Here is a 26,306-nt window from a genome sequence, read left to right as displayed (position 1 = left end):
GAGGCCGACGCTCGACCCCCAGTCGACGTGCGACCAACCCACCGCTCGGAGAGCCACCCTGAAGACATCTTGAACCCCAAGACCGGCGGCGGGTGGCTCGCCGGCAAGCCCAAAGGGATGCTCTACTGTGAGCACGAGCCGGCGCACATGCAGAAATTCCAACGGGCGGGCTGGAATACCATGAAAGCGAACAAGTCGCTTGACGAGGGCATCCCTCACGTCCGTAGCCGGCTCGAACTCGACGACGAGCGCCGCCCTGGACTCCTCGTTTCCGACAAGTGCACCGAGTTGATTCAGGAGTTCCTGAGTTACCAAGAGGAGCAGGTCGGCAAGAAGGCTGCCGTCGACCACTGTCTCGACGCCCTTCGGTACGCGCTATTCACCGACGACAGCACTGAAACTGGCCGCGTCTCCGTCCCGAGCGCCTGGTAATCAACGTTCCCTCCAATTCATGAGTTCTGATTCCGACGACGAGAGCGAGCCGCAGGTGTGGCGCGGGCCGGACCTCCCGCAGGCCCGCACCAACGCCATGTACGGCGGTCGCTCGGGTGTCCTCTCGCGCAGCAACTTCGACGGCCTGCTCGACGATGCGCGCTCCCCGAAGATGTGGGACGCGCTCGGGTATCCACGCGAGAACCAGCTCACGTTCAACACGTGGCTGACGTACTACCTGCGCGGCGGTCCCGTCTCGGGCCTGCTCGACAAGTTCGTCAACGACGCCTGGCAGGGCCGCCCGGACATCGTCGACGACGAGCCCACCGAGGGCGACGACGAGGACGATCAGACGGACTTCGAGACGGCCGTCGAGAACCTCTTCGACAACAACGCCCCGAACAACCCGCGGCGCACACTCCTCCGCGAGGCGCTCAAGCCGCGGCTGATGGCGGCCGATCTCCTCGCCCGCCTCGGCCAGTATTCGGTGATCGTCGTCGGGATCAAGGACGACCAAAGCGTCTCCGAGAAACTCGACAGCGACGACAGCCGCGACCTCTCGGACCTCGCCTACATCGAACTGTATCCTCAGAACAAGATCGACTTCACCGTCAGTAAGGACCTCGATGACGATCGGTACGGCCGCCCCGACTCGTACACCATCACCGACGCGAACACCGAGACGAGCGACGTCCACCATACCCGCGTGATCCACATCGCGAGCAACACGCTCGTCGACCCCTACCGCTCGATCCCCTTCTACAAGAACATCATCAATCGGATCACGGACATGACGAAGATCTACGGCGCGAGTGGCGAGGGCTACTGGCGCGGTGGCTACCAGGGGATCGTCATGAAGCCGCCGGAGGCGATCAAGGAGATCGGCGGCACCACGCAGCGCGTGCCGACGGAGTTTCAGGACGGCGGCGATGCCCTCGCCACTCAGATCTCGAACTACGTCGATCGCTTCGACCGGACGATTCGCTCGAACGGCGAGATCGAAACTCTTGGCGCGGACATCGCCAGTCCCGCCGACCACATGGACATCCAGTGGGAGGCAATCGCCGCCGCGAAGGACATCCCCCAGAGCATCATCAAAGGCAACGAGACGGGCGAGCGCGCCACCACAGAGGATAACGCCGACTGGCGATCGAGCGTGGCCGGCGATCGGGATAGTTATCTCGAAGCGCGCATCCTCCGCCCACTGCTCGACCTCCTCATCCGGGCGGGCATCCTTCCCGAACCCGACGGCGAGACGTACACGATCGAGTGGCCGGCCCTGAGCGAACTCTCCGAGCAGGAAGAGGCCGAGATCATGGAGCGCAAGGCCAACGCCATCAACACGGCGACGGGCAAGAACCCCCAGCAGGACACCACCACCGCGGAACGCCGCAAGCAGATCTACGACTGGAGTCCCGAACGCGGCTCGGAGGCCCCGGATCACGTCGAAGCGCAAGACGAACGCTCGCCCGGCGAGCTGGACGCGGCGATAAATCTCGACGCCGAGGCTGAGGCCGCCTCCGAGGGAACAGCCAGCCCGGCCACGGCACCGAGCGGAATGGCCGGCACCGTCCGCGCCAACGCCGACGAACCTGACGGCAAGTGGCGGGACACCTCCGACGACACTACTGACGACGAGGAAGAATGAGTACCTCTGCGAATGGGCCGGCGCAGGGGCCACGCCAGGACCCCACGCAGACGACCACTCAAAGACGAACGCTCCGGCAGGACCTCTCGGGTCGCACGCGCGACGTGCGGGGCGCAATCCGCCGTCAGATCGAGAACGCACAGTCACAGGCCACACAGGCCGGCGCGGGTGCTGGCCCCGTCGCAGCGGGCCTCGTGGGCGCTGCGGGTGGCCTCGCAGCACTCCGTTCGATCGGCGCGCTGCGGGACTGGCTCACCCGGCTGTTCGACGAGTACCTTCTCGAACCTGCGACGGGCCGGCAGGTCCAGGCCGGCCAGCACTGGACGTCATCGTACACGCACCACTCCTACGAGACGGGGCTCCGGCAGGCACGCTCGGCCCTCCGCACCCGCGAGTACGACATCGGCGATCGGGGGGCGAGTGCGGCCATCACCGACCAGCCCCACGAACAAGCCCTCCAGCGGCAGTACGAGCAGGCCTACTACGACCTCGAAGACGCCGTCGAGAACACGAAACAGCAGGTCACGCGCACCATCGCCGACGGTGGGTATATCGAGGCCGAGTCGGGCGAGTTCAACAAGCGCGAACTCATTGCCGACATCAACACGGAGATCGAGGCGCAGTTCGGCACGCGCATCCGGATGGTTGCGGCCATCGAACCCGTCGATGCGGCCAACGAGGCGGCACTCACGGCCTATCAGCGCGCCGGTGTCGAACAGGTGGGCGTCGAACCCGAAGCTCCGGACGAAGCCGGCGAACAAGACCTCGACTGGGTGACGGCGGGCGACTGGCGCGTCTGTCTCGAATGTCGTGGCCTGTCGGTCGACGGCCCGTACCTCCTCGAAAACGTCCTGAGTGGGGACGCACCGCGGCCGATCCGCGATTCGCATCTCGGCTGCCGGTGCTTCCTCCTGCCGCTTTGATACCATGACTCTGCGACTCAACAGCGCCGGCAACCCAGTCACGGGCGAACCCCGGCACGAGACTGAGGACGGCACCGACTACCTCGTGGTGCCGGTGGCTTCCTCGCAGGAGCAGGTGCTATCGTACCCCGACGACCCGAACGCCTACGATCGCGAGTTCCTGCCGGGCGACGAACTCGACGAGGCGGTGGGGCGGACGAACTCACTCCCGATTTCGCTGGATCACCCGACGGCCGCCCCGGCAACACCGCCGTCACCAGCCACGCCCGACTCGGGGCCGACCACTGTCGGCGAGTATCGCGACCTCCGGACGAACAGCGAGGGCAACAAGGCGCTCGGTGAGCTGTGGCTGCCGACCGACCAGCGCGACTCGCACGGCGAGCAGTACACCGAGGCGTTCGACACGCTCGAAGACGGTGGTGAGTGGCCCGTCTCACTCGGGTACAGTATCGGCGAAATAGATGCGTCCGGAGGGCGGTACAACGGGCAGGATTACGACGCCGTCCAGAAGTCTCTGACTCTCGACCACCTCGCGCTCGTGATGAACGGTAAGGCGCGGTGTTCGGTGGACGCTGGGTGTGCGGCCGGACGCGCAAACGCCCAACCCGAGGAGTGGACCGAGGCCGCCCGCGGCACGCCTATCGGTACGGGCGACAGTCTAACTATGAGCGATCAGCAGACTATCGAGCGGGACAAGGGCCGCATTGCAGGCGCGCTCGAAACCCTCGGTTCGGCAATCGGCGTTGGTGTTGAGACACGAGTGAATGCGCGATCCGAAGCGCGCACGCCGGAGTACGACTCGACACTCGCGGAGGACGACATCGATGACGGCGAGTTCGTCAGCACCCACTGGATGCTCGATGACTACATCGATGCCTACGCCGAGGAGTCTGACGAGGACGTCCCTGCGGACGTCCATTCAGCACTTTCGCCCGGCTTGTCGGATGAAGCCCGAGAGTGGATCACCAGCCACACGCTTCTCGGCAATGCTGATGCTGGCACCGAGTCCAACCTCCTCGTTTTCAACGTAGTCTCCCCGGACGGCGTCCTCCACGAATCAGAACTCCGCGACGTGCTTGGATCTGATGGCGCACGAGAGACGCTCCCCGAAGCCGTCCGCGAGTCGGCGCGCGAAGAAGCCCAACGCCTGTTGGACGAGGAGTTCGACGACGACGGCGACGACGACCGGCAGAACGCTTGCGAGTCGCGGGACGCCCCCGACGAACAATCCTCTGACGAGTCGGCGGATACCGACACTGCGGACACCACGGACACCACTTCTGATACCATGACCGACACCCTCCCGAGCGACGACGACATGATCGACTACCTCGCCAACGAGACGGAGTTCGACCGCAAGAACGCGGAGAAACTCCGCGGTGAGGACTGCCTCGGCCTGACCTACGAGCGATTCAACGCCGAGGCCGACGCCGGCGGCGAGACCACCGAAGGCGACACGACCGAGGCTGACACCACCGACTCCCCGGGCGAACCCTCGATTGACGACACCGAGGGCAACGAGGCTGACGCCGAGGAGAGCCGCGGCACGTCCGAGGAACCCGATAATGAGGATGCAACTGTGACCTTCGAGAGCAAGGAAGAACTCGCCGACTTCGTCGACGAGCAGATCGAACGGCGCGAGAACAGCAAGGAGTGCGACGACATCCGCGAGGAGATTCGCGCCAACTCCGAACAGTTCGGCGAGGGCGACCTCGTTGAGGCGAACAAGCCCACTCTCCTGTCGATCCGCGAGATGGTCGTGGACGAGCGAGAGAACGCCCAGGGCGATTCGTCTGCCGACATGGGGCCGATCCAGACGCAGGGTCCGGTTCGGCAGAACGCGGAACTCGACACCGAAAACGCGCCTGACACGCCCGTTGCGGGCGACCCGTGGGGCGATTCGGGCGGCAACACGGAGGCTGACGACTAATGACTCAGAACGGCTACGAAACCCAGAACGACCCCCAGCGCGTCGTCGTCAACGCACACCACCTCAAGGCCCAGCACGAGGCCGAGACGGTGGGCACTGTCCGAGCGGGCCACCTCGTCGAAGAGACGGCGAACGGCGTCCAGCCGCTCTCGGTCGACGGTTCGCGACCCGGCCGCATCCTCATCGCACTCGACCTCCCTGGCCGTGGCTACCAGCACGGCGATGCGTTCCCCGAAGGCGAGACGATCGAGTACGCCGAGGTGACTGGCGGCGCGGTGCGCGGCCTCCTCGCCACCGGCAACAACGTCTCGCTCACCGACGACCTCACGTCCGCGGGTGACGGCACCGTGCGGGCGATGACTGGCGACGGCAGCGACACTGCGGTATTCCAGGTCCCCGGCGATGAGCCGGTGAACAAGTCCTACGGTATCGATACGACCGGGGCGAGCGATGCGCAGCTCGTCCACATGGAGGTGACTCACTAATGTCTGGAGCAATGGTCAACGGCGAAATGAACAGCACGAGCGACGGTAGCATCTCCGGCGGCGTCGTTCGGAACGGCGACATCGACATCCCCCGGCACGCGGCGGCTCAGATCGCCGACGCGCGGGCGGGGCGGAACAACGCCCGGCAGAACGCGATTCAGGAGGGTGCCCTCCCCGAGGACGCCTTCGCCGACATGGACAACGCCATGTACGGCCCGTTCCGCCAGATGACGAAGCTGTGGTCGTACTGCCGGCGGAAGAACCTCACCCGCGAGTTCGACATCCGCAGCCAGCTCATCTCGTGGAACATCCGCGACGACGCGGGCCGCTCGACCGTCGACATGGACTTCAACACGGAGTCGAGCAACCTCTCACTGGAGTTCGGCAAGGACGCGGCCGCAATGCCGCTCATCCAGGTCGACTACAAGACCGGCTTCCGCGAGCGTCCCTCGCCGGACGCGCCGATGGGGTCGCAGGTTGACGTCGACGAAGAGAAAGCTGGTGCCGGTGGCCGCATCATCGCCGAGACGGCCGAGCAGATCATCTCCGGCAACCCTGGCGGAACCAGCCCGGCCGACCACATCAGCGTCGACTGGCGCGGCACCAGCTTCGGCGTCTCGTCGCTCACCGACGCCGAGCGCGTCAACACGACCACCTTCGACGCGGCGTGGGATACCGATCTCGCGCAGATCCGCAAGTCGTTCAAGAACCTCCGAGCGATCCTCAAGAACGACAACAACGTCAAGGCCGGCGATGTCGGCTATGACGTCTTCCTCGGCGAGGACTACTACGACCTCCTTGACGAACCGGACCCGAGCGGCAACGGGAACATGCTCGTCCGCGACCGGGTCGAGGAACTCTCGAACATCAACGAGATCGAGGAACTCGACTTCTTCCCCAGCGACGGGATGCTGATGCTCCGGCCGACCCAGGACGTCTTCGAACTGGGCGTCGCCCAGAACCCCCAGAACACGCAGTGGGGCGACCACGCCTACACGGACGAGTTCAAGGCCCACGCCGCACTCAGCCCGATGCCGAAGGTGACGATGCAGGGTCAGAGCGGAATCGTCTACGCGACGGCACCGTAAGCCAATGGCTGACGATCGGTTCACTCTCCCCGAAGGGGCCACGAACCACTACCGCGATGGTGAGCCGGTCGAACCCGGCGAGCCGTTCACGCCGACCGAAACCGAACGCGAACTCCTCGGCGACGTTCTCGTTCCTGTTGAGTCGGACGAGAGCGCGGACACCACCGCTGACTCCGCCGGCACCTCGTCCGCCACCGACGAGACCACCGAGGCCGTCAGCGAGGACGACAGCCACGGCGCGGACGCCGCCGATCCCGACGACTTCACCGCGTTGAAGGGCATCGGCCCGGCGACGGCCGATCGCCTGCACGAGTCGGGCTACCGGACGTTCGATGACCTGCGTGACGCGAGTGTCGACGAGCTGGCCGGCGTCCAGAACGTCTCGGAAGCGAACGCCGAGAAGATTCACGAGCAACTGGCCGACGGCGAGGTCTAAGCCCATGCCACGCTATCTGATCGAGTCCGACTCACCGCCGATCGAACACGACGGCGAACGCTACGGGCCGGGCGACGAACTCGTCATCCCTGTCACGTCGGCGGACCACCTCCGCGATCGCAAGGGTGTCGAACTCCACCAGATCGAGGACGAGGCCGACGACGAGCCCGAACCCGCCGAGCCCGACGACCTCACGCGACTCGATGGCATCGGCTCGGAGCGAGCGGATGACCTCAACGAGCGAGGCTACCGAACGTTCGAGGACATCCGTGCGTCGGACAACGACGCCCTCGCTGAAATCGGCGGCATCACGGCCGAGAAGGCCACGGGACTGATCGTCGAAGCGAACGACCTCGTGACTGGCGGCGCGGAGGGGTGACTGCTCGTGTCGAGCAGTAGCTACTCGCCGAAGTATGGCGTGAGCCCGGAGGAACTACCGTTAACCGATCCCTCCCGATTCGCCGACCAACCGGAAATCGTCCTCGATTCAATCGAGTCGGCAGAGGACCAACTCGAATGGGATGTCAATAGCGGCGAGAAGATCCAGACGCCCGAGGGTATCCACGCGAAGGCCGTGCGGGAGTACGCAACCTACGACCTCAAACTCCCCGCGGCTTCGCCCGGATCGCGGCGTGAGGGTGACGCGGCCGACGACGGCCAGCGCCGCCTCGCCGTCGCCAAGGAGTACCGATCCCGGTACGAGGACACTATCCAGATGATTCTGGATGTCGACAAAGGCGAGGACGCCGATCCCGAGTCGTATGCAGTCGCCTTCGGCTTCGAGAGCTACTGACAGTGACCTCATTCTCTGGCTTCGAGGAGTTCGCGGACGATCTTCGAGAGTTCGCCGAGGAGGCGTCCGAGGCGGCCGCCAAGACGCCCGAAGCGGTGGACGAAGGGGTGGCTACCACCGCCCGCCACGGCAGCGCACAGGCGGCCTACTACGCCCCACAGGACACTGGCGAACTCGCCCGCGACATCGAAGCCTATCGCCGCGGCCTCATGTCGTGGGGCTGGGGGACCGATCTCGAACACGGCCCGCCCCAAGAGTACGGGTCGGGACTCCACGGCCCCGAGGGCGAGAAGTACCCCATTGAGGGCGACCCGCTCGTCTTCGAGGGTGAAGACGGCCAGACGGTGGTCACGGACAAAGTGATGCACCCTGGAGTGGAGCCCTCCCCGTTTGTCCGCCCTTCGTTTAATGACGTTCGGAGTGAGCTGGAAGAAAACATCAACGCCGAACTCGATCGGGTCTACGAGCAGGTCTTCTCCTAATGGTCAACGCCGACACCATCCTGCACGCCATCGCCCGCGCACTCCGGAGTGCCAACGGCGTGGATGACGACATCGAATACGTCGTCAAGGAACTCGACGGTGACAACAACGACTCGGCACAGGGCCTCCCCAACGCCACGATCCAGGCCACCGATCGCAATCGCCGGAGCCAGACGCCCGAGGAGACGCCGATCACCGACGACTCCGGTGGCAGGATAGGCACGTTCTACAGAGTACCAATCTCGATGGATGTCCAAATCGAGGTTCGGACGGACGCCGGGCCAGGGACGCACGATGCGACCACGCTCGGCGAGGCAATGGAGGACGAACTCTATCGCTACGACGCGGAGATTCGCGGTACGGATTTCATGGATGCCGAGGGCAACCCTCTCGTCGAGATCAACGAAGTGCGGATCGATCCCGAGGCGGCGCGTGACGACCTCGATACCTCGCCGGGCATCCGGCAGTGGCTCACGACGATCGAAGTCGACTACAATAAGACGCTCGACTCGACCGAGGTCTTTGGGCCGCAGGAGTATGTCTCTGAGGTCATCTCCCCGCAGTACGGCGACTTCGACGCGACGGGCGATGGCAACGAAGTCGAGTTCGACGCCCGCGATCACTACACGACCAACTGATCTGATCTACTATGCCTTCTACAGCAATCGAACCGCACGAAGCGTTCCGCGACCTCATCAACATCCTCAACGAAGCGGACCACGGGTTCACGAGAGTCGAGTTCACCGGCCACGGAAGCGAGTGGCAGGGCGGCAAGTTCGAGGCGACGCTCGTCGGTGGGTGGCAGGAAAATGCCGAGCGGTACATGAACACCGACCTCGACGCGGCCGAAGCAAACCTCCAACAGACGCTCGAAGATCACGAGTTCGCGTTCTTCGAGGACGGCTTCCGATTCGAGGCGTCTGATGAGGAGGATTACGATGGGATGTACGAGGCCACGCTCACGCTCGCGCGATTCACTGACGACTGACTCCTTCTGAGGCTTTTCTCCGGCTTTCTGACAGCAGCGAGCATCGCCTAGCGACTACCACACCCGGCACTCAGACCGGGATTCACACACTCACGACACTCATGTCAGCACGACAGTACGGAACGACCCCCGGCACGAGCCTCAGCGTTAGCTCGTATCCCTACGCCGGGGCCGGCAGTGGCGAAGCGATTACGCACGTCATCTTCGGGCGCGGCGACCCCGCAAATGGCGCGGCGAGCGTCAACGACCCGACGAAACTCAGCAATGCCGTCAACGCCGAGACGCAGTTCGGCGAGGGGACGCGCCTCGAAGAGGCGATGCGCAAAGCCTCACGCAACGGCGCGGATCGGGACTCTCTGTACGGCGTGATGTGCGAGGAGATCGCCGTCACGGCCGAGTCTATCGCCGGCGGGTCGGGCCAACTCACGAACTTCCCCGTCGCACCGATCAACGACCCGAGTCAGATCACGGCGACGAACGTCACGCAGAGTGCGACCGTCGACGTGGACTTCGGGTATAGCTCTACTCCCGTCACGAGTTCGTCGAACGCCGAGGTCGTTATCAACCCTTACACGGGTGAGTTCGAGGCCACCACGTCCGACGATTACGAGGTGGACTACGCGTATCTCGACTGGCAAACCGCCTTGGCTGCTGCCGACCCAATCGTCCAAGAGGACGAGGCAGCACTCTACCAAGTCGAGAGTTGCTCGACGACGGTGGGCGAGCTGCTCGACGCGAAGATCGAGGAACTCCGGCCGCACTGGCGACTCCTGAATGGCCTCCTTGGCGCGGAACCCAACACCACAACCAGTGGTGGCGACCCCGAGATCGATGTCGGGACCTACTCGCACAACTTCGACTCGGACGCCCTGTTCGTCGCCGGGCCTGTCATCCGGCCGAACGGCTGGACGATCCTCGGGGGCATCGGTGGGAAGATGGCCGGCAACGACATGACCGACCCGATCCTCGGGCGCGAGGAACCCATCCACGGCTACGCCGAGGGGCCGGAACACGGCCTCCTGTTCAACGAGGACAACCCGCTCCGCGACCAGGGTGTCATGCCCGTCGCGCAGTCCAACGACACCATCTATCTCGATGGGAACGACTCGACGTACCAGTACGACAGCGGGACGGCGAACGACCCCGACTCGCTGCCGACGTGGACGCGGGACTACTACCGCCGCCGGATCGTCGACCAGCTCATCTCCTACGGCCACGCCGCGGGGAAGGTGGGCGAGAATCGCGTCATCTCCGAGCCCGAGCGGACGCTCAAGATGATCCGCGAGGCATACGTCACCGAAATCTCGCGGATGCAGAGTCGCGGCCTCCTCCAGCGGGCGAGCAACGAGGATCAGAACACGGAGGCCGGCACGCAGAGTTCGGGCGATCCGAACGCACAGGCCTCTCGGACGGGCGAGGACGGTGCGTACTTCGTCGAAGCCTCGAAGATCGGCGTCGACACGGTGGGACTGTCCGTGCGGGTCGCGCCGACGGGCATCGTGAAGGACGCCCAGATCGATCTGAGCATCGCCCGCGGTTCGCAGGCGATTCAGGGCGGCGCAACCTCGTAAGTGGCGATTCTGACTGACTGACGACCGACACTCTGAGATTCATCTACACCTATGGCACGTAACCAGAAGACCGTCCGCTCGAAGGAAGGGACGCTCACCATCGGCAACCAAGACATCGACGTGACGAACGTCGAAGCAACGATCGAAATCAGTCTCTCTTCGACGGACTGGAGTAACCGGCCCGAACAGTACACGGGCTGGACCTCCGTTCACACGACCGGCACCTACGAGTGGGAGGGTGTTTCGTCGGAGGCCGAGACGGCACTCGTCGATACCAATGGCCACCCGCTCGAAGAGGACGCCGAGATCCAGTTCAACAACCCCAACGGCTCGTATGTCTTTCGCGAGGTCTACCCCGCGAGCGTGGCTCCGTCGTGGGACATGAGTTCGTTCGCGGAAGGCTCTGTCGAGTGGGAAGCTGACATCGCCCGGCTGCCATAGCGCAGCCGAACCACCTCCTCTCCTGACGTATCCCTACTACTCCAATGTCTGAATCTAACTCCACTGGCGCGGCACCGGATCGCGGCCCGAACAGCGACGGCGACACCGACATCGACGGCGCGAATGCCGGTGCCCAATCCCAGTCTGACGACTTTGATACCAGCGGTGGCTCCGCACTCACCGAAGAGCCCGAACCCGTCGATGGCGACCTCTCGCCCGAAGAGCAAGAGCGAATGTGGGACGAGACCGTCCGCGGGACCGATAGCTCGCCGGACAATCCCACCGCGTACTTCCCGATTGAGGGCCACGACGAGATCGAGTTCGAGATCCGGCCGATTGAGCGCCGGAAGATGAGTTCGCTCAAGCGGCGGTTCCCGCCCGGACTCCTCCGCGCGATCCAGCAGATGGCCAACGACGAAGAACCCGAGATCGCCCGCGACACCAATCCGACCGAGGACGAGACGGATGCTCTCGAAACGACGATCAAGCGATCGTTCCACCATCCGAAGATCTCGCCGCACCAACTCCAGCAGGACATGGACGAGCGGTGGGGGCAGATGGCCGTGAATAAGGCTGCCGTCCTCGCAATGGCCGTCTCCCAGGAGTCGCGCGAAGTCCAAAACTTTCGCGTCGACGGATTTGGGGCGTAACCTCTACGAAGTCTATCTGGAGGAAGGGTTCTGCGGCGTCGACGGCGTCGGGGACATGACTGCCACGCAGTATGAATTTGTCCTCGCGTCGAAACGCGACAAAGCCGAACGCAAGCAAGAGGCCCAGGAGAAGGCCCAGCGCCGCGCGCAACGTAGCCACTGACGCAGTTTTCATACACACTTCTATACATCTATGCCAGCCGACAAAAGGCTCTCTGCCGCCCTGAGTGCAACCGAGGACGTAACGGATTCCTTAGATTCGATCGCCGAATCCGCACTCGGTGCTGCGACGAACTTTGAATACTTAGATGAAAGCGCAGAGAGCGCCGCCGATTCGCTGGACGATGTCGCCGACGAGGCCGACGACGCTGGCAGCTCGCTATCGGGCATTAGTGACAATGCCGCCACGGCAGCGGCGAGTCTCGAAGCGAGCGAACAGGCGGCCGACGAAGCCGGCGACGAGTTCACCGAAACCACGGCCGAAGCAGCGGGTCTCTCGGCCGCTCTCGCGGGCGTCTCGGGGATGTCCGTCGGCACTATGTCGGCCGGCGTGGACGTGCCCGATGATGTCGATGCACCGGCTATGCCCGACGGCGGCGTGATGGACATCGGCGCGTCGATGCCCGACACGTCCGGACTGGACTTCGGCGGCGATCAATCGCTGAATCTGAACGTCGACGGCACCGATGAACTCACCGCAATGGGCGGTGCGGGCCACATCGCCGCCGAGGGTCTCGACGCCTTCGAGAGTTCGTCCATCTCCGCCGCCACCAGCTCGGCACTCGCGGCCTCGCGTGCCGACGAAACGGGTGATAGTCTCTGGGGCGCGGTGCCCGGTGGCGAGGCCATGTCGGGCGCACTGGATAGCGTCCGCAACTCGGCGATGGGCGCGATCCCAGGCCTCCGGGGGGCTGGCAACGCCGCCGACGAAGCGGGCGATGAAATGTCCGAGGCGGCCGCCGAGAGTGTTGCTCTGTCTGGCGCTCTCAAGACCACTGACAGCGCGGCGAGCGGCCTCGGAACCGAGATGTTCGGGCTACACGGTAGCCTCGGGTCGGTGGCCGCAGTCGCCGGCCCACTCATCGCCACGCTCGGCGCACTCGTCGGCCCGCTCGGCGCGGTAGGTGCCGCAGCCGGTGGTGCAGGTGCGAGTCTTGCCGGGCTATTCGGCGCTGGCCTCATGGCCGAGGCGGAGTCGATGGTCGGCACGACAGCCGAAGTCGGCGGCGAGATGACCGAGCTGGAGAACAAAGGCGATGCAGTTGAGGCAATCTTCGACAACGTCAAAGACCGTGCCGGGGAGATGCTTGCCCCACTCCAAACTGCCGAGACGGCCACGTTCTTCCAGAACGTCCTTGACACGGGACTGACAGTATTTCAGGACTTCGTGACGATGACGGAGCGGCTGATGGGGCCGCTGTTCGACATGACTGATCGTCTCGGCGAGGCGTTCGCAATGGAAGAGCCGCGCTTTTTCGCGGAGTTGGAGGCGACTACCGAGTCCATGCTCGGCCCACTCGGCGACCTCGGCATCTGGCTCCTCGGGGCGATTCCCGACGGGCTCAAGTGGGTCCGCGAGGAAGGCCTCGCGCTGATACCAGTAATCAGTAGCTTCGCGCTCAGTACACTCGACCTCGCCGTTGGACTTGCCGAGGCAGGTGCAGCGATCTGGAACGTGATCGGCCCGGCGCTAGGCTTCCTGTTCGACACGGCAACGGGCGTTCTGGGTGTGTTCAACTCGCTCCCGCAGCCGATCCAGAACGCGGGCGTCGTCGCTGGGATCGCCGCCGGGGGGATGTACCTTCTCGGCGGGGCCCTCTCGGGCGTCACACTAAGCGCGATCTCTCTGTCGGCGGTCCTCGGGGCGATTAGCTGGCCGATCGTCGCCGTGGGTGCGCTCGCTGGAGCGGCCTACCTACTCGCCGACCACTTCGGCCTCATCCAACCGATCGTGAATGCTGTCGGAGCCACCTTCAACTGGTTCGGCGGAGTTCTGGCGAGCACATGGAACACCGCGATCGGCCTCACAGAAGGTTTCATCAACACCCTCTTTGGAATTTACGATGTATTGGGGCCACTCGGGCCGCTCCTCATGCCGGGAATCGCAGCCGTCAAAGGTCTCATGTGGGCGTTCAACAACCTTGGCGGGATCGTCGACTGGGTCGGTGGGAAGTTTGCCGGACTGATGTCGTGGCTCGGCAAGGGGTGGCAGAAAACGACCAAATTCATCGGTGGGCTGATCGACGACGTCGCCAAATGGTTCGAGGGGATGATAAACGACGCTATCGGGGTGCTGAACTCGATGATCGACACCGCGAACAAGATCCCCGGTGTCAATATCAAGACCACCTTAGAGCCGGTCGACCTCGGCGAAGTCGGCAGTGGCGGCTCTGGCGGCGGTGTCGATCTCTCGTGGGCGCAGACTGGTGGCGGCGGTGGCGGTGGTAGCTCCGGCGGCGAGGGTGGCGGGTCGGGCTCCGGCGGCCAGTCCCCGCCCCCAGCAGGCGGCGGCCAGTCGCCCCCGCCCGCGAGTGCAGGTGGCGGCTCTACGTCGGTCTATCAGGATAACCGCGAGGTGACTGTCGACGCTCGTGGCAGCGACATGAGTGAAGGCGAGATCGAGTCCGTCGTCGAGCGCGCACTCGACAAAGACAACCGCCGCAACCAGCGCAATCGGAAGCGCAACTACCCATCGACGTAGGGATTTAAACAAGTAGCCCACGAAATAAGAGTATGGAAGAAGTCGCCAGCGTGGACGAACTCCCGCAAAAACTCCGCAACCGTCTCGAAGGGTTACTACGGAACGACGAGTCGTTCATCCTCGCACTCCACAACACAGGGTTAGTCAGTAAACTAAACTCGCTGGTGTTCGCCGTCACCGATCGCCGATTCATCGTCTTGAACAAGTCGCCATTCAACGAGAAGCTGTCCGAGATTCGGATGGCAAACCTCTCCCGCGTCGAATACGAGTCGAAATACTCACTCGGCAAGCTCGTCCTTGAAGGGAGCGGCGTAGACGAAGAATACCAGATCGAGAGAGGCGACGCACGTATCCTCGCCGACGCGATCCGCGCCCAACTCGACCACCCAAAAGAAGCGGTGTGACAAACACTTTCACCATGCTCTCGGCACTACTATAAGGGACCACCGTCTATTATTTTCCAACGAAGCACGGTATCGCCGTTCGGAGAAAACGGCCGGTGGTCAGACACCGACCGTGCTTGGTTGGGTCCAAGCATGACAGAGTACGACGCCGATGACAATAGCACTGACGGTGAGGGATACGAGTGCCTTGACTGTGGCAGGGAGTTCCCATCCAACCGGTCGCGCGCTATGCACGGGAACAAGTCAGACTGCGATGTCTGCGCCCCGTGGGATAGCGAGAAACTCCTGCGTGAGGCATACATTGAAGAGAGAATGTCGATAAATGAGATAGCGGCCCATTGGGACGCTTCCTACACAGCCATCCAAGGTGGGTTGGACAAGAACGACATCAACCGCAGAGGCCACGGATGGCGTGAGAGTACGATAGAGGAAAAGAAGGCCGCTCCCGAGTACGACAACGGACACCTTCTCTGGGAACTGTTCATAAATCGCCAGAAGACGCTACAAGAGATCGCCAACGAAGCAGGGTGTTGCCGGCAAACAATCAGAAGCCGCCTCAGGGAGCATGATATCGGCGGCGAAGACTACCGGAAGCCGCAAAACCCAGGTGGGTATGAGATTCTCGACAACCCCGAGGAGATGGAACGGTTATACGTCGGTAAAAAACACTCAATAAATACAATAGCTGAGGACCTCGGCTTCTCTTTTTCAACAGTACGGCAAGCATTACTCAGCCACGGTATTGAAACCCGGTCTGATACGGCCCACATAGGAGAGGGGGAAGACAACCCACGCTGGCAGGGTGGCAAGGCCGAAATAGAATGTGAGCAATGCGGTAAGATCGAACCAGTAAAACCAGCGCGGTTGGGGAGGGCCAGGTTTTGCTCACGGGGGTGTAAGGATCGATGGCAATCGGAAAACGTGTTCGGCCAAGACCACCACCAATGGCGTGGCGGATATTGCACCCGGGAGGCGGTGAAGAAGCTCATCCGTGCCGAGACGTGGGAGACTCAAACCGCGCCCCGAATACGCGAGCGCGATAACCACGAGTGCCAAGTCTGCGGTAAGCACACCTCCGAACAGGACCGCGCGCTCACAGTCAATCACCTCCCGGCACTCCTCGATGGTGGGTGCAACAACGACGATGTGCTCTTCACGGTCTGCGACGAGTGCCACCACAAAGCCGAGGCCTACGTTCGGGCACTCCCCGAAGTAGACCTACTCCTCCGCGATTGGACCGACGACGAGCTGCCCGGCGGACGCGAACGCTGGACGCCGCCCGAAGACCCCACACCCACGCCCGAACAATCGACGTTTGCCGCGTTCGCTGACGACTAACGCGATCTCTGCGGTTCGACTGACGGCCGACACTCTCTACATACTATGCCTCCGAGAAACTTGTCTGCGGCCTTTTGGACCCCTGGGTCCAGCCCACTCGACCTGCGCGTAGAACTGCCCGTTGAACTCGATCGCCCTGATGTGGGCTCCTCCGGTTCGAGTAAGAGCACGACGCACGAACCGATCGACACGGAGGACGTCACGCAGTGGATGGGGCCTGGATCACGCACCTATACCGTCGACGGTGCGTGCTTTCCCGGCGACGAGACGACTGTCGAACGGCTGTATGAAGTGCCACAGATCAAGGCTCGCCTGCCGGATCGTGGCACGCTCGACGTGACTGTCGAGGACTACGACATCAGCCCGACACGGACACGCTACTCCCGCGACGTGGACGGTGACGACGATCCCGAGACGGTCTTCCTCAAGGAGTTCTCACTCACACTCAAAGAGACGAGTCCGACTGGTGCGGACAGCCCCGTCGGCGGTGGCGGTGGATCGAGCGACATCAACCCCACGCCGGATACGCCCTCTTCACTGTAATGCCGGACGTCCCACAGCAGCTCCGGCCGATCAACCCTGGCGGGACTGGCACCGAGAGCGAACCCGCCGAGACGGCGGACGTCGACTTCGACGGGACTGCCCTCCAGCAAGAGATCACTGCGGACGTTGCGGTCCTGCCCGCCTCGGCGGCCGATACGGGCGAGGCGGAGTTCGACGACGGCGAAGTGTACCCCGTCACGGAGATTTCATACGAATCCTCGCGGTACAATCAATCGGCACTCCTCGTCACGAAGATCCTCGCCGACAGGTATCCCGAGCAGGACGAGATCGTGATGGCTCGGATCAACGGGACGCCCATCGGCTCCGGCCGTGTTGATGTATCGGCACCGAACGATGAAGGGCTGGTGGTCATCGACTCATATGACTCCGTTCGCAAACTCAAACAAGGCACCGTCACGGCATCGTTCGACGACGCCCCTCTCGACACGGTAATCACGACGGTCTGTGCGTTCGCCGACGTTGCACCCGCTCGTGTGGATGTCGATGAGGACGCGAGCACGTTCACGGCTTACGAGGGGCGCTCGTGTGCGGGCGTGCTCGACGACATGGCCAACCGCGTCCGCGGGGCGTGGTACGTCGATCCGTCCACGCCGGGTGGGCTCCCCGTGTTCACCGACGGATCGAACTTCGCGGTTACGCAACACGAGATCGAGCACATCCTGCCCGATACCGATCCCGGCCTCCAGACCGCACCCTATGATGGGGTGGTGGTGATCGGCGGCGGCGAGGCGACGGGTGCCTCTCGCGTGTATTCAGCCTCGAAAGACCCTGTGCGGGCGGTGGCTGGCGACACGGGGAGTGGCGCGCGGGTGTACGAGCACGAGGACAAGTCGATCACGAACGTCGAGACGGCCCAGCAGACGGCCCACTCGCTACTCGACGAGTTCGAGCGCCAAAGCGGCACGGGTCAGATCAAACTCGTGGGCGACGAGCGCATCCAGCCGCTCGACACGGTGATTATGCCCGACAGTCTCGGCGGCCAGGAGTACCTCGTGAGCGAAGTGACGCACGAACTCAGTTCGGATTCGGGCTTCGTCACAACAGTCCAAGTCGGCGCGCTCATCGATGGGGCGGTAGACGCCGAGGGAGACGTTCGCGGCCCCGGAACGCCAACTCCCTGACTATGACGGATACAGACCCCACGGATCGTGGCGCGCAAGACCAAACGGTCAACCGCTCCAAACATCTCGATCGCCAGGCCGTCATTCGTTCGATCGACTATCAGACAGATCTCCCTGGCCCCGTCGCCGAGGTGGATTTCGCGAAGGGTGATGATGACAGCGAAGGCGCAGATCTCACGAATGTCGAAGTCCACCCGAGCGTCCTCGGTGGGACACGCCCGCTTGTCGAAGACGATCCCGTCATCATTAGCTGGTTTGCGGGCACCCCTCCACAGCCGTACATCTCGGGAAGTTTTTATAACGCAGACGATGCCGCACCGGATTCGGACGGCGAACTCTCGTGGAATCTCGGCGGGTCGCGGATCGAGATGCTACCGAACGGCGACATCAACATCGACGCCGCCGGTCTCATCACGATCACTGATAGCGAAGGCACGCTCACCACGAGCGACGGGAGTAGCGACGGCACACGCACTGTCGAACAGCCGACGTGGGGTGAGGGATCGGACATGCCGGACGGTGGCCGAGGAGACCCGCCTTAGACATGAACGTCAACGGTACAATCTACTCGTTCGGCGGTATCCGCGACGATACCGATCTCGACAGTCACTACGACCGCGCAACGGCGGACACGTATGCCTACGATACGGCGAATGACTCGTGGTCGAGCGGCCCCGACCTCCCGAAAGCGTTGTGGGGGCAGGCTGGCGTCGTTGCCAACGGAACGTGCTACCTTTTCGGCGGCGCTGAGACGGACGTGTTCGGCTCGGGGAATATCGAAGACTCGATCTACACGTTCACGCCCGGTAGCGGGTGGAGTACCCTGGGCGCGACGTGTCCTGAGCCAGTCTACGCCGTCCGCGGGGCGCTCGGGCCGGATGGACTGATCTACATTGCAGGAGGGGCGACGGGGGCGGAGGCTCAAACCGACACCGATCGCATCTGGCGATTCGATCCTTCGTCAAACAGCGTCGAATCGTCCGAATGGGCGACACTCCCCCAGCCCGTCCGGTGGTCGTCAGTCGCAATGGCGAACGTCGACGGCACGGACTACCTCTATCACTTCGGCGGACACAACGTCTCGTCGGGTAACATCGTCCCCACCACAACGCGCTACCCGCTCTCGGGGCCAAACGAAGGTCAACCCGAGAGCATGGCCGACGCGCCGATGGCGTTCCGGCAGGCGCTCTCGGATACCGTCATCAACGGGAAGGTCTACATCGCCTACGGCCACGTCGGGAGCATCGGCACGAACGACGATTTCAAGCCGAACGTCTTCCGGTACGATGTTGAGACGGACTCGTGGGACGAGGAGATGCCACAGATACCGAGCAATCGCGCCCGGATCGTCGGCGCGTCGGGCGTCGTCGATGGCACGATCTACGTTGCCGGCGGGCATATCAAAAACTACGATACCGACGCCCACGATACGAAAGCCTACGTCGACACGTTCGACCCCGACAAGCAGGTGACGGTAGGTGGTGGCACGGGACCGACCGAGACGCTACCATCGACGAATCCCGATGCCACGCCCGAGGAACGCGCCTCGCAGGCTGGCTTCGATATTCAGAACACCGTCACCGCGAGTTCAACGGGCGATATCGGCGGCGCGTCGAATACGCTCTATGTGGTTGAGGGAGAACTCTCGTGGGATGGGCAGATCAACATCGGCAACGCTTCCGATGTAGCCATTTGCGGCACGGGTGACGCCTCCGTTCCGATCCCGGCTGGCTACCGCGACTATGCGGTGACGGTCTCCGGTGGCTCTGGCTTCATGTGGAGCGGGATCGACATGGACCAGACCGCCTCGGGCGCGTGGGGTCGGCTGAACGTCAACACCAGCGATCGTGGCTTTCTCGAATACTTCCAGACGCTCGGCTCAGGCCGACGGGCGAATCCCGACCCGTCCGCCTCGCTCGGCGCGAAGTCCGGGCCGATGATATCGATGCCCGCCACCAGCTCGGGCGGCGCGAATCGCATCAAAAACGTCGGGTCGGTCCACGCGGGCGTGATGGCCAACGATCACGAGGGGGACCGTCCGATCGGCGTGTTCCTCGCTGACGACCACGAGGGTACGCTCAATATCGTCGACTCGGTGTTCGATTCATTCCCCAATAATGGCCTGTACGCCACCAACACGAGCGGTTCCGTCGTCGCCACGGGTACGACGTTCCGGAATAACGGCGTGTCGAACGGCCGGATCGCGCACGGCCGCTTCGAGAACTGCACGGCGGCGTTCGATTACGAGAACACGGAACTCACGAACGCCGATGCAGGCGCTCACGGCGTGCAGGGCTTCGCCGTCGAAGACAAGGGCAAAGGCAGCGGTGTCACGATCACCGGCTGTACGGTCGAACTCGCAAACGTCGCCAAGTGTGGTGGCGGGATCGACGTGCGTTCGGGCGTTCTCCACGCGATCAAGAACACCGAGGTCCACATGGGCAATGTCGGCGGCGCACCGGACATTATCGTCGACGGCCGGTGTGAGCAGATCCAAAGCACGGCGCTGAGTGGCAGTGCGTCGTCGGGGACGGCCGTCATCAACAACGGCCCGCAGATGGCCGTTGCCGATGTCTCTATTGACTATCCGAGCGGGCGGTCCGACTACAGCGGTCCTATCAATCGGGCGTAATCTATGGTCTATGGCGAAACGCGATATGGCGAGTTTCGATGGGGCGAAGGCGAAGAATCCCCCGAACCGGAAGATTCACGCGCGGCCCAGCTCGCCGAGCAGCGTGGCCGCGAGGAGGCCGACCGGCCCACGCCACGCGAGGCATTCGGGGCGGGGCTAAAACTCGCGGGGGCACCCAGCGAAACCGACGACGGGCAGGTGGCATGGGATCTCGTCGTGAACGAACAGGGGTCGCTCGCCACCACCTCGGGCGTGGAGATGCTTGGCCAAGACCTCGCGTTTGCTATCTCCCGCGAGACTGACCCCGTGATCGGCCAGCCCACGCCGGAGACGTTTGCCGATCTCGCCAACCAGTACAGCAACGTCGTCACCCGCGACCCACGAGTCTATCGAGTCCCTGAACCGCCCGAAGTCTATCGCAGCGGTGTCGACACGATCGGCGCGGAAATGCAGATCCTTGCGGCCGACGACGAGTATCACGACGTGGTGATTCCAGTGCAGCCGACGGGCTAACACTCGGCTCCGACGCTCTCAACCCCCATCTCTACCTATGCCGCTCCAAATCGAAACTGCGGACACGACCCGCAAACGACTGATTAGTCTCACGTCCAGCGAGATAGCCGATCTCACGAATTTCTCGCAGCACTCGCCCGAGTACATCCTTCTCGATGGTGAGGCCGAGTACCTGAGCGACATCCAGCACGGGATGCTGGCCGCACAGCTCTCCGGGTGGCTCAGATTCGCCGGCGGCCCCGTCACCGAGGACAAACTCTCCACCCTCTTTACCGAAGAGCAGATCGCCCGGATCGACCTGCCATACTTGAACTCGTTGATGGTCGATTTCGACCTCGACCAGAAGGCGATCGAGAACGGCGTGGTCCGCGATCCGGGCTCGCCGGCCATCGGCGAGATTCTCGTCACCGTCGATAGCCCGGACGCCACCGTCGAGGCAGGCACTATCGTCGGGACAACGCCGGATGCCGCAGGCGACTATCTCGCCTATCGCATCACCGATAACGGGTCGCCGACGGGCGCGAGCACCACCGTCACGCTCCCCATCACGGCGTGGAACCGTGAGGAGAACGAGGCGGCCGTCGGGGCGGAGTACAACGTCGGCTCGAATATAATCGAATACGTCCCCGACGAACAGGAACAGGATACGTCGGACATTCTCACCGTCACGAACCCGAACGCTACGTATGATGGTGAGGGGGAGGAGGGCAACGAGTCGCTTCGCCAGCGGACGCGCAACGCACTCGTCAATCGCTCGGGTGGCGGCACGACGGGCGGGATTGAAGGCCAGTTCATCTCGGCGTTCGCCTCGATCGACGACGGCGACGTAGAGATCATCCAGCATTACGACGGCACGCCCACGCTCTCGGTCTCCGGTAGCGAGATCGACACCTACGATCCCGAGACCGACCCCGACATCAGTGGCACGAACGGCGCGCCCTACGGCCGCGTGCTCGTGAATGCGCCCGACGTGACCGATAGCGAGTTCGAGACGTTCTTCGACCGCGATGACGTATTCCCGTCGACGGTCTATCACCGCCTCCTCCGCGCCACCCGGCGGGTCGTGGATGTCGATCTGACGCTCGATGGCACCGACCTCGACACGACGGCGATTGAGAACACGCTGGCCGAGTATCTGGCGAGTCTCACGCTCGGCGAGAACGTCGCTGACGGCCGCATCACCTACGAGGTGATGGATGCAGCCCCGGGGGACCTTGCGGACGTTGACGCCACGCTCTCGCTATCTGACGAACCGCACACCTACACCAGCGGGACGGCGCAGTACCAACTCGATAGTGCGGCAGCGAACGTCGGCGACGTGACGGGGACGGCCGGCGGCTCACAGACTACATTCGTGGCGGGGACGGACTACACCACGACCGACACGACGGGCGACGGCGCGATTGACACGATCGATTGGTCCATCGGCGGGTCGAATCCCGACAACGGTACGACGTTCACCGTCGATTACACCGTTGCGGATGACGTAGTTATCGCACAGCGTGAAGTGGCCGACCCCGGCAATATCACCGTCACTGTCGAGAGTGGGGGATCGTAGGCCGTGTTCACCACTGACTATGCGGATCACCTCCCGCGGCCGTTGCCCGAACTCCCGTCGAATGTTCAGGGCTGGGCACGCGCTCACCAGACGCTGTTCGACCAGTTCGATGACGACCTCGAATACGTCATCGCGAGTCAGCAAATCGAGCGGGCGGATGGCCAGGATCTCGATGAGTTGGCGTGGGACTTCGGCGTTCTCGGCGAGCGGTTCGGCCGCGGCGACGGTGCGTATCGCCAGTACCTCAAAGCTCTCGTCAACGCCTACTCAGGCCGCGGGACGAGCCAAGACATCAAAGTCGCCGTCTCGGGCGGCCTCGTCGCCGAACCCGACACGGTGGACGTGCGCGAGAACTTCACGAGTAACGAATACTCGCTGACGGTCCACGAGTGGGGCGATCACGAAGTATCGTTGGTGCATGAACTCGCGGAACTGGCCGATCCATCGACAGTACAACTCACCGGCCCGATCGAGTACGTACTCGACTCGGCACGACTCGGCATCCGAACCGGCGAGGCGTCGGCGACGAGTTTCGAGTTCGAGACGGCACCGACGCGCCTCGGCATCCGGACGGGCGATGTCGATGTCGTGACGACCGATACGACGGGCTACGGCGCGGGCTTCTCTGACGACTGACGATCAACACTCCTTCAGACTTCTCCTATGGTTGAAACTGACGCAGGTTTAGAAGCAGTATCGGACCACCTCGTGGGCGGGTATGTCAATGTGATGGCGATCGGGACCGGCACGACGGCCCCGACAGCCTCCGATACCCAACTCGAAAACGAGGTCTTTCGCGCCACGACGGGTGACGCGCCGCTGAACTGGGTCGACGATCCCGACACACCCGGCCGGTATGAGGCAAAACTCAGCGTGACGGGGGGTGACGAGGTGCCTGCCGGAACACAGATTACTGAGGCGGCACTCATCATCGGCTCTGAGAGCCAACTCTACTCGCGGGATGTGTTCGGCGTGAAGGAGCCGGGTGCTGGTGAGAGTGTCACGAGTACGATGCCGATTCTCGGCCCAGTGTGACGCTCGCGGAGTGGGGCTGAAACCCCTCCGGGCCGGCCGGACTTCCACTGTGCGGAAGGCCCGCCGCGAACGGCGGGCGAGGATGTTGCGCCGATTTTGGGGCCAATTCAAGTAATCCACGGCGGACAGAGACTATCAAGACTGATCATATAAAATGACACGAGAAACACAAGTTCTCAATGGTTGATTATACCGTCCTGCAATCAGGGGATGACCTATACGCCCCCGAACATGTTGCTGTACTGGCAGCGGCAGCGCCGATCGACGAGTACGTCGACTTCGGCCTCAAAGTCCCAGAGACAAGCATTGACGCTAGCGCCGGTACTTTCGATTTGACTGAGGGAAAAGTCTACGCTATACTTGACACAGCTCTAGCTGAGTGGCAAGCCGATGACGGAACCTCTCACAGCCAGACCGTCCACAACGCCCTCGTCGCCAGCCATTACGACGCTCGCTCGGGGGTCGCACTCGCTAGTACGACCGAGACTAACCACGTCTATGCCGACCTGAATTACGAGATCAACGACGACCCATTGATCGAGGTCACGACTGGCGGGTCGTCGGCTGACGACGCGGTGGAGATTTCCCGGATCGACCCACAGGCCGGCACCGCCGAACCACGCAACCAGTACCCTTCGGGCGAGTTTAGCAATCTCACCGTTCAGGACCAGTTCGAGGACCCGTCCGGAAGAGTCCACACGGGCGAACTCGCCGGCGCGGCGGACATCCGAACGGACGACGAGATCAACACGGCTGTCAATCAGAACGCCAGCCACGGGTCGGACGCGCCACACGACTATCTCCAGCCGGCCGAGGCAGTCGCGGCCGTCAACGCCGAGACCTCACTCGATGTGAGTGTGTCGGGCGAGGCGGGGTCGGTGGCCGGCAGCAATGTCTCGGGGGCCGTTGCGGAGGCCGACCACGCCGCTGCGGCCGACAACGCCGACGCGGTGGGTGGCATCCCTGGCCCGAATCTGCTTCGCACTGACACACGAGACCGGATGGATGCCGACGCCAATTGGAATGGCTACGGCATCGATAACATCAGCAAGCTCACGCCGAACGCGGCGGCCGACAAACTGCTTGACCTCCGAAGCGTGCCGAACGGCAGGAAGACCGTCGTCGTCGACAACAACGAGGATAACGGCCAGACCTACGAGTGGCGCTCGCGGGCCGACATGGGTCGCCCACTCGCCATCGCCCGGACCGACCTCGCCGAGACGCAGACTCTCTTGAGTGTCGAGGTCGGTGGGAACGTTCACGCCGACGAAGGGCACGTATTCAGCGAGGAGGGCCGCCTCGCATCGCAGACATGGACCAACCAGAACATGGTCAATGCGAAGGGCGACTCCATGACTGGCCCGCTCGATATGGAGGGCAATCCGTTCACGGGCGTTGGTGGGCTCCAGGCCGCGGGCGATACGATCGATATCCGCGATGATGTCACCATGCACCGCAACGGTCTCGGGCATGTCGGCCATATCTCGGGAGCCTATACGATCACCGCTGGCGTTGACGCTCCGGAAGGCCCGATCCAGTCCGACGTTCCGGGCTTCGGCACGGACGGGCACAACGTCCACCTTGAAGGACCGCGGCCGAATCTCGTCATGAACGATTCGTCGAGCGGGACGCCGCGCGGCAACGAGATCGAGATCGTGAACCAAGAGGGCCGGGTCTCGATCCAGAACAAAGCACAGACGATCGGGTTCACGATAAATATGCAAACGGGCCGGTTCTTCGCGTTCGACGGCGATCAAGAATCGACGCTCGCCAACTTCTCCTGACTGAATTTATGCCTCCTGAGACTGCTACCGACCCAGAGAGCGATAGCACCGCTGCCGACAGTGATGACACCACGCGCGCCGAGAGCGGGCGCAGACAGGCGCACAGCGACGGCGAGATTCATACCCCGGATGAAGACGCCGCGGCGGACAGTGACCAGCCCGACGCCGAGAGCGGCGGCGCTGACGGACAAGAGCGCGACGACCACCGCGTTACCGTGACACTCACGTTCGATAACCCTGCTGCGGCGCACGTCGCCGCCCTCCGCGATGCGGGCGTCTCCGTCGAGCGGCTCTTCTCGCAAGCTCTCGAACAGCCAGCCGAGCGTGAGTTGTTTATCGCCCACCAGCAGGCGAAATACGGCGGTCAGCAGGGCCGCGGGGGCCGATAATCGATGGGCGACGACTATCTCGACCAGACTGCCGCGAACGCACTCGACCCGAATCTCATCGATCTCCGGCTTGCGGGCTACGGCGTTATCTCGGGTGGCGAAGCGCAGGCGGCCGGCGGGTATGAAGTCACGATCACGCAGGTGGATGGGTTCTTCGCGGGGTCGAAAGCCTCGGCCGACGCGAAGAACGTCAACCTGCAAGAGTACGTCGCGGATGAGCCACGGAAGGTGCTCATCTGCCTGAAGGATACGGGCGCGCTCACCGTCGAAGCAGGCACGGCCGAGCCACCGGACCCGCCGGATGCGATCCGTGGCGATGCCAACCGGCCCGCACCGCCCGACCTCGCCAGCCGGAACGATGTCATCCCACTCCACGAGGTGTGGGTTGGCGCGAACACGA

28 protein-coding genes and 1 pseudogene are annotated in these 26,306 nt (G+C 63.4%); 28 read left to right on the top strand and 1 reads right to left on the bottom strand.

From position 1 onward, the window contains the following. From C449_RS01000 to C449_RS00870, 28 genes and pseudogenes are all read left to right on the top strand, one after another. A pseudogene (locus C449_RS01000) lies at positions 1 to 432 on the top strand (hypothetical protein); the annotation flags it as partial. Positions 433 to 451: 19 nt separating this feature from the next. Continuing rightward, positions 452 to 2,080, top strand: coding sequence for an anti-CBASS protein Acb1 family protein (locus tag C449_RS00995; protein WP_006076007.1), 1,629 nt, complete (start codon positions 452 to 454; stop codon positions 2,078 to 2,080). Beyond that, positions 2,077 to 3,003 (top strand): hypothetical protein, encoded by a 927-nt coding sequence (locus C449_RS00990; protein WP_006076006.1) that lies wholly within the window; start codon positions 2,077 to 2,079, stop codon positions 3,001 to 3,003. Before C449_RS00995 ends, C449_RS00990 begins: the two co-directional genes overlap by 4 nt. Before the next feature lie 4 nt (positions 3,004 to 3,007). After that, positions 3,008 to 4,933 (top strand): DUF2213 domain-containing protein, encoded by a 1,926-nt coding sequence (locus C449_RS00985; protein ID WP_006076005.1) that lies wholly within the window; start codon positions 3,008 to 3,010, stop codon positions 4,931 to 4,933. Beyond that, positions 4,933 to 5,418 carry a hypothetical protein gene (locus tag C449_RS00980; RefSeq protein WP_006076004.1) on the top strand — a complete coding sequence of 162 codons (486 nt, stop codon included), beginning with the start codon at positions 4,933 to 4,935 and terminating at the stop codon, positions 5,416 to 5,418. The genes C449_RS00985 and C449_RS00980 overlap by 1 nt, the downstream gene beginning before the upstream one ends. Continuing rightward, positions 5,418 to 6,506, top strand: coding sequence for a major capsid protein (locus C449_RS00975; protein WP_049913790.1), 1,089 nt, complete (start codon positions 5,418 to 5,420; stop codon positions 6,504 to 6,506). Before C449_RS00980 ends, C449_RS00975 begins: the two co-directional genes overlap by 1 nt. Before the next feature lie 4 nt (positions 6,507 to 6,510). Further along, positions 6,511 to 6,942 carry a helix-hairpin-helix domain-containing protein gene (locus C449_RS00970; RefSeq protein ID WP_006076002.1) on the top strand — a complete coding sequence of 144 codons (432 nt, stop codon included), beginning with the start codon at positions 6,511 to 6,513 and terminating at the stop codon, positions 6,940 to 6,942. Between the two features lie 4 nt (positions 6,943 to 6,946). Further along, positions 6,947 to 7,321 (top strand): helix-hairpin-helix domain-containing protein, encoded by a 375-nt coding sequence (locus C449_RS00965; protein WP_006076001.1) that lies wholly within the window; start codon positions 6,947 to 6,949, stop codon positions 7,319 to 7,321. A gap of 39 nt (positions 7,322 to 7,360) precedes the next feature. Continuing rightward, complete coding sequence (locus tag C449_RS00960) at positions 7,361 to 7,735, top strand: hypothetical protein (RefSeq protein ID WP_006076000.1); 375 nt, start codon at positions 7,361 to 7,363, stop codon at positions 7,733 to 7,735. A gap of 2 nt (positions 7,736 to 7,737) precedes the next feature. Further along, entirely contained in the window at positions 7,738 to 8,217 is a 480-nt protein-coding gene (locus tag C449_RS00955; protein ID WP_006075999.1) for a hypothetical protein, read from the top strand. Next, on the top strand, positions 8,217 to 8,855 hold the full coding sequence (locus tag C449_RS00950) for a hypothetical protein (protein WP_006075997.1): 639 nt from the start codon (positions 8,217 to 8,219) through the stop codon (positions 8,853 to 8,855). Before C449_RS00955 ends, C449_RS00950 begins: the two co-directional genes overlap by 1 nt. Before the next feature lie 11 nt (positions 8,856 to 8,866). Further along, positions 8,867 to 9,205, top strand: a complete 339-nt coding sequence (locus C449_RS00945; protein ID WP_006075996.1) for a hypothetical protein — start codon at positions 8,867 to 8,869, stop codon at positions 9,203 to 9,205. Between the two features lie 101 nt (positions 9,206 to 9,306). Further along, positions 9,307 to 10,776, top strand: coding sequence for a hypothetical protein (locus C449_RS00940; protein WP_006075995.1), 1,470 nt, complete (start codon positions 9,307 to 9,309; stop codon positions 10,774 to 10,776). Positions 10,777 to 10,827: 51 nt separating this feature from the next. After that, the gene (locus C449_RS00935) at positions 10,828 to 11,217 is read left to right on the top strand and encodes a hypothetical protein (protein WP_006075994.1); all 390 of its coding nucleotides are present in this window, start codon (positions 10,828 to 10,830) and stop codon (positions 11,215 to 11,217) included. Between the two features lie 44 nt (positions 11,218 to 11,261). Continuing rightward, positions 11,262 to 11,867, top strand: coding sequence for a hypothetical protein (locus tag C449_RS00930; protein WP_006075993.1), 606 nt, complete (start codon positions 11,262 to 11,264; stop codon positions 11,865 to 11,867). Then, positions 11,857 to 12,030, top strand: a complete 174-nt coding sequence (locus C449_RS18020; protein WP_161606423.1) for a hypothetical protein — start codon at positions 11,857 to 11,859, stop codon at positions 12,028 to 12,030. Before C449_RS00930 ends, C449_RS18020 begins: the two co-directional genes overlap by 11 nt. 30 nt (positions 12,031 to 12,060) lie before the next feature. Beyond that, a complete protein-coding gene (locus C449_RS00925; protein ID WP_006075991.1) occupies positions 12,061 to 14,568 on the top strand; it encodes a hypothetical protein in 2,508 nt (835 codons plus the stop codon). Positions 14,569 to 14,600: 32 nt separating this feature from the next. After that, positions 14,601 to 14,972 carry a PH domain-containing protein gene (locus C449_RS00920; RefSeq protein ID WP_006075990.1) on the top strand — a complete coding sequence of 124 codons (372 nt, stop codon included), beginning with the start codon at positions 14,601 to 14,603 and terminating at the stop codon, positions 14,970 to 14,972. A 132-nt stretch (positions 14,973 to 15,104) separates the two neighbouring features. Next, positions 15,105 to 16,310, top strand: coding sequence for a hypothetical protein (locus tag C449_RS00915; RefSeq protein WP_006075989.1), 1,206 nt, complete (start codon positions 15,105 to 15,107; stop codon positions 16,308 to 16,310). A gap of 210 nt (positions 16,311 to 16,520) precedes the next feature. Continuing rightward, the gene (locus tag C449_RS00910) at positions 16,521 to 16,853 is read left to right on the top strand and encodes a hypothetical protein (RefSeq protein ID WP_152415617.1); all 333 of its coding nucleotides are present in this window, start codon (positions 16,521 to 16,523) and stop codon (positions 16,851 to 16,853) included. Then, a complete protein-coding gene (locus tag C449_RS00905; protein ID WP_006075987.1) occupies positions 16,853 to 17,995 on the top strand; it encodes a hypothetical protein in 1,143 nt (380 codons plus the stop codon). Before C449_RS00910 ends, C449_RS00905 begins: the two co-directional genes overlap by 1 nt. Positions 17,996 to 17,997: 2 nt before the next feature. Further along, the gene (locus tag C449_RS00900; RefSeq protein ID WP_006075986.1) at positions 17,998 to 18,537 is read left to right on the top strand and encodes a hypothetical protein; all 540 of its coding nucleotides are present in this window, start codon (positions 17,998 to 18,000) and stop codon (positions 18,535 to 18,537) included. Between the two features lie 2 nt (positions 18,538 to 18,539). After that, positions 18,540 to 20,627 carry a Kelch repeat-containing protein gene (locus C449_RS00895; protein WP_006075985.1) on the top strand — a complete coding sequence of 696 codons (2,088 nt, stop codon included), beginning with the start codon at positions 18,540 to 18,542 and terminating at the stop codon, positions 20,625 to 20,627. 3 nt (positions 20,628 to 20,630) lie between these two features. Further along, positions 20,631 to 21,140 (top strand): hypothetical protein, encoded by a 510-nt coding sequence (locus C449_RS00890; protein WP_006075984.1) that lies wholly within the window; start codon positions 20,631 to 20,633, stop codon positions 21,138 to 21,140. 37 nt (positions 21,141 to 21,177) lie between these two features. Then, entirely contained in the window at positions 21,178 to 22,698 is a 1,521-nt protein-coding gene (locus tag C449_RS00885; protein ID WP_006075983.1) for a baseplate J/gp47 family protein, read from the top strand. Positions 22,699 to 22,701: 3 nt separating this feature from the next. Continuing rightward, positions 22,702 to 23,334, top strand: coding sequence for a hypothetical protein (locus C449_RS00880; RefSeq protein WP_006075982.1), 633 nt, complete (start codon positions 22,702 to 22,704; stop codon positions 23,332 to 23,334). A gap of 93 nt (positions 23,335 to 23,427) precedes the next feature. Beyond that, positions 23,428 to 23,733: a hypothetical protein gene (locus C449_RS00875; protein WP_006075981.1), complete on the top strand. Its 306-nt coding sequence runs from the start codon at positions 23,428 to 23,430 to the stop codon at positions 23,731 to 23,733. Between the two features lie 179 nt (positions 23,734 to 23,912). Beyond that, entirely contained in the window at positions 23,913 to 25,517 is a 1,605-nt protein-coding gene (locus C449_RS00870; protein WP_006075980.1) for a hypothetical protein, read from the top strand. Here C449_RS00870 and C449_RS18015 read toward each other — a convergent pair. Next, on the bottom strand, positions 25,487 to 26,281 hold the full coding sequence (locus tag C449_RS18015) for a hypothetical protein (RefSeq protein WP_161606421.1): 795 nt from the start codon (positions 26,279 to 26,281) through the stop codon (positions 25,487 to 25,489). The genes C449_RS00870 and C449_RS18015 overlap by 31 nt on opposite strands. Between the last annotated feature and the right edge of the window lie 25 nt (positions 26,282 to 26,306).

The organism is Halococcus saccharolyticus DSM 5350 (genome assembly GCF_000336915.1).
Taxonomy (GTDB): Archaea; Halobacteriota; Halobacteria; order Halobacteriales; family Halococcaceae; genus Halococcus; species Halococcus saccharolyticus.
The sequence above is the reverse complement of the archived record's forward strand: the minus strand, read 5'-3'. Positions and strand labels throughout refer to the sequence as shown.

Bases quoted from the DNA above. Each gene is read 5' to 3' on its own strand.
- C449_RS00995 (WP_006076007.1), top strand. From the start codon at position 452: ATGAGTTCTGATTCCGACGACGAGAGCGAGCCGCAGGTGTGGCGCGGG.
- C449_RS00990 (WP_006076006.1), top strand. From the start codon at position 2,077: ATGAGTACCTCTGCGAATGGGCCGGCGCAGGGGCCACGCCAGGACCCC.
- C449_RS00985 (WP_006076005.1), top strand. From the start codon at position 3,008: ATGACTCTGCGACTCAACAGCGCCGGCAACCCAGTCACGGGCGAACCC.
- C449_RS00980 (WP_006076004.1), top strand. From the start codon at position 4,933: ATGACTCAGAACGGCTACGAAACCCAGAACGACCCCCAGCGCGTCGTC.
- C449_RS00975 (WP_049913790.1), top strand. From the start codon at position 5,418: ATGTCTGGAGCAATGGTCAACGGCGAAATGAACAGCACGAGCGACGGT.
- C449_RS00970 (WP_006076002.1), top strand. From the start codon at position 6,511: ATGGCTGACGATCGGTTCACTCTCCCCGAAGGGGCCACGAACCACTAC.
- C449_RS00965 (WP_006076001.1), top strand. From the start codon at position 6,947: ATGCCACGCTATCTGATCGAGTCCGACTCACCGCCGATCGAACACGAC.
- C449_RS00950 (WP_006075997.1), top strand. From the start codon at position 8,217: ATGGTCAACGCCGACACCATCCTGCACGCCATCGCCCGCGCACTCCGG.
- C449_RS00945 (WP_006075996.1), top strand. From the start codon at position 8,867: ATGCCTTCTACAGCAATCGAACCGCACGAAGCGTTCCGCGACCTCATC.
- C449_RS00940 (WP_006075995.1), top strand. From the start codon at position 9,307: ATGTCAGCACGACAGTACGGAACGACCCCCGGCACGAGCCTCAGCGTT.
- C449_RS00935 (WP_006075994.1), top strand. From the start codon at position 10,828: ATGGCACGTAACCAGAAGACCGTCCGCTCGAAGGAAGGGACGCTCACC.
- C449_RS00930 (WP_006075993.1), top strand. From the start codon at position 11,262: ATGTCTGAATCTAACTCCACTGGCGCGGCACCGGATCGCGGCCCGAAC.
- C449_RS00925 (WP_006075991.1), top strand. From the start codon at position 12,061: ATGCCAGCCGACAAAAGGCTCTCTGCCGCCCTGAGTGCAACCGAGGAC.
- C449_RS00920 (WP_006075990.1), top strand. From the start codon at position 14,601: ATGGAAGAAGTCGCCAGCGTGGACGAACTCCCGCAAAAACTCCGCAAC.
- C449_RS00915 (WP_006075989.1), top strand. From the start codon at position 15,105: ATGACAGAGTACGACGCCGATGACAATAGCACTGACGGTGAGGGATAC.
- C449_RS00910 (WP_152415617.1), top strand. From the start codon at position 16,521: ATGGGGCCTGGATCACGCACCTATACCGTCGACGGTGCGTGCTTTCCC.
- C449_RS00905 (WP_006075987.1), top strand. From the start codon at position 16,853: ATGCCGGACGTCCCACAGCAGCTCCGGCCGATCAACCCTGGCGGGACT.
- C449_RS00900 (WP_006075986.1), top strand. From the start codon at position 17,998: ATGACGGATACAGACCCCACGGATCGTGGCGCGCAAGACCAAACGGTC.
- C449_RS00895 (WP_006075985.1), top strand. From the start codon at position 18,540: ATGAACGTCAACGGTACAATCTACTCGTTCGGCGGTATCCGCGACGAT.
- C449_RS00890 (WP_006075984.1), top strand. From the start codon at position 20,631: ATGGTCTATGGCGAAACGCGATATGGCGAGTTTCGATGGGGCGAAGGC.
- C449_RS00885 (WP_006075983.1), top strand. From the start codon at position 21,178: ATGCCGCTCCAAATCGAAACTGCGGACACGACCCGCAAACGACTGATT.
- C449_RS00875 (WP_006075981.1), top strand. From the start codon at position 23,428: ATGGCGATCGGGACCGGCACGACGGCCCCGACAGCCTCCGATACCCAA.
- C449_RS00870 (WP_006075980.1), top strand. From the start codon at position 23,913: ATGGTTGATTATACCGTCCTGCAATCAGGGGATGACCTATACGCCCCC.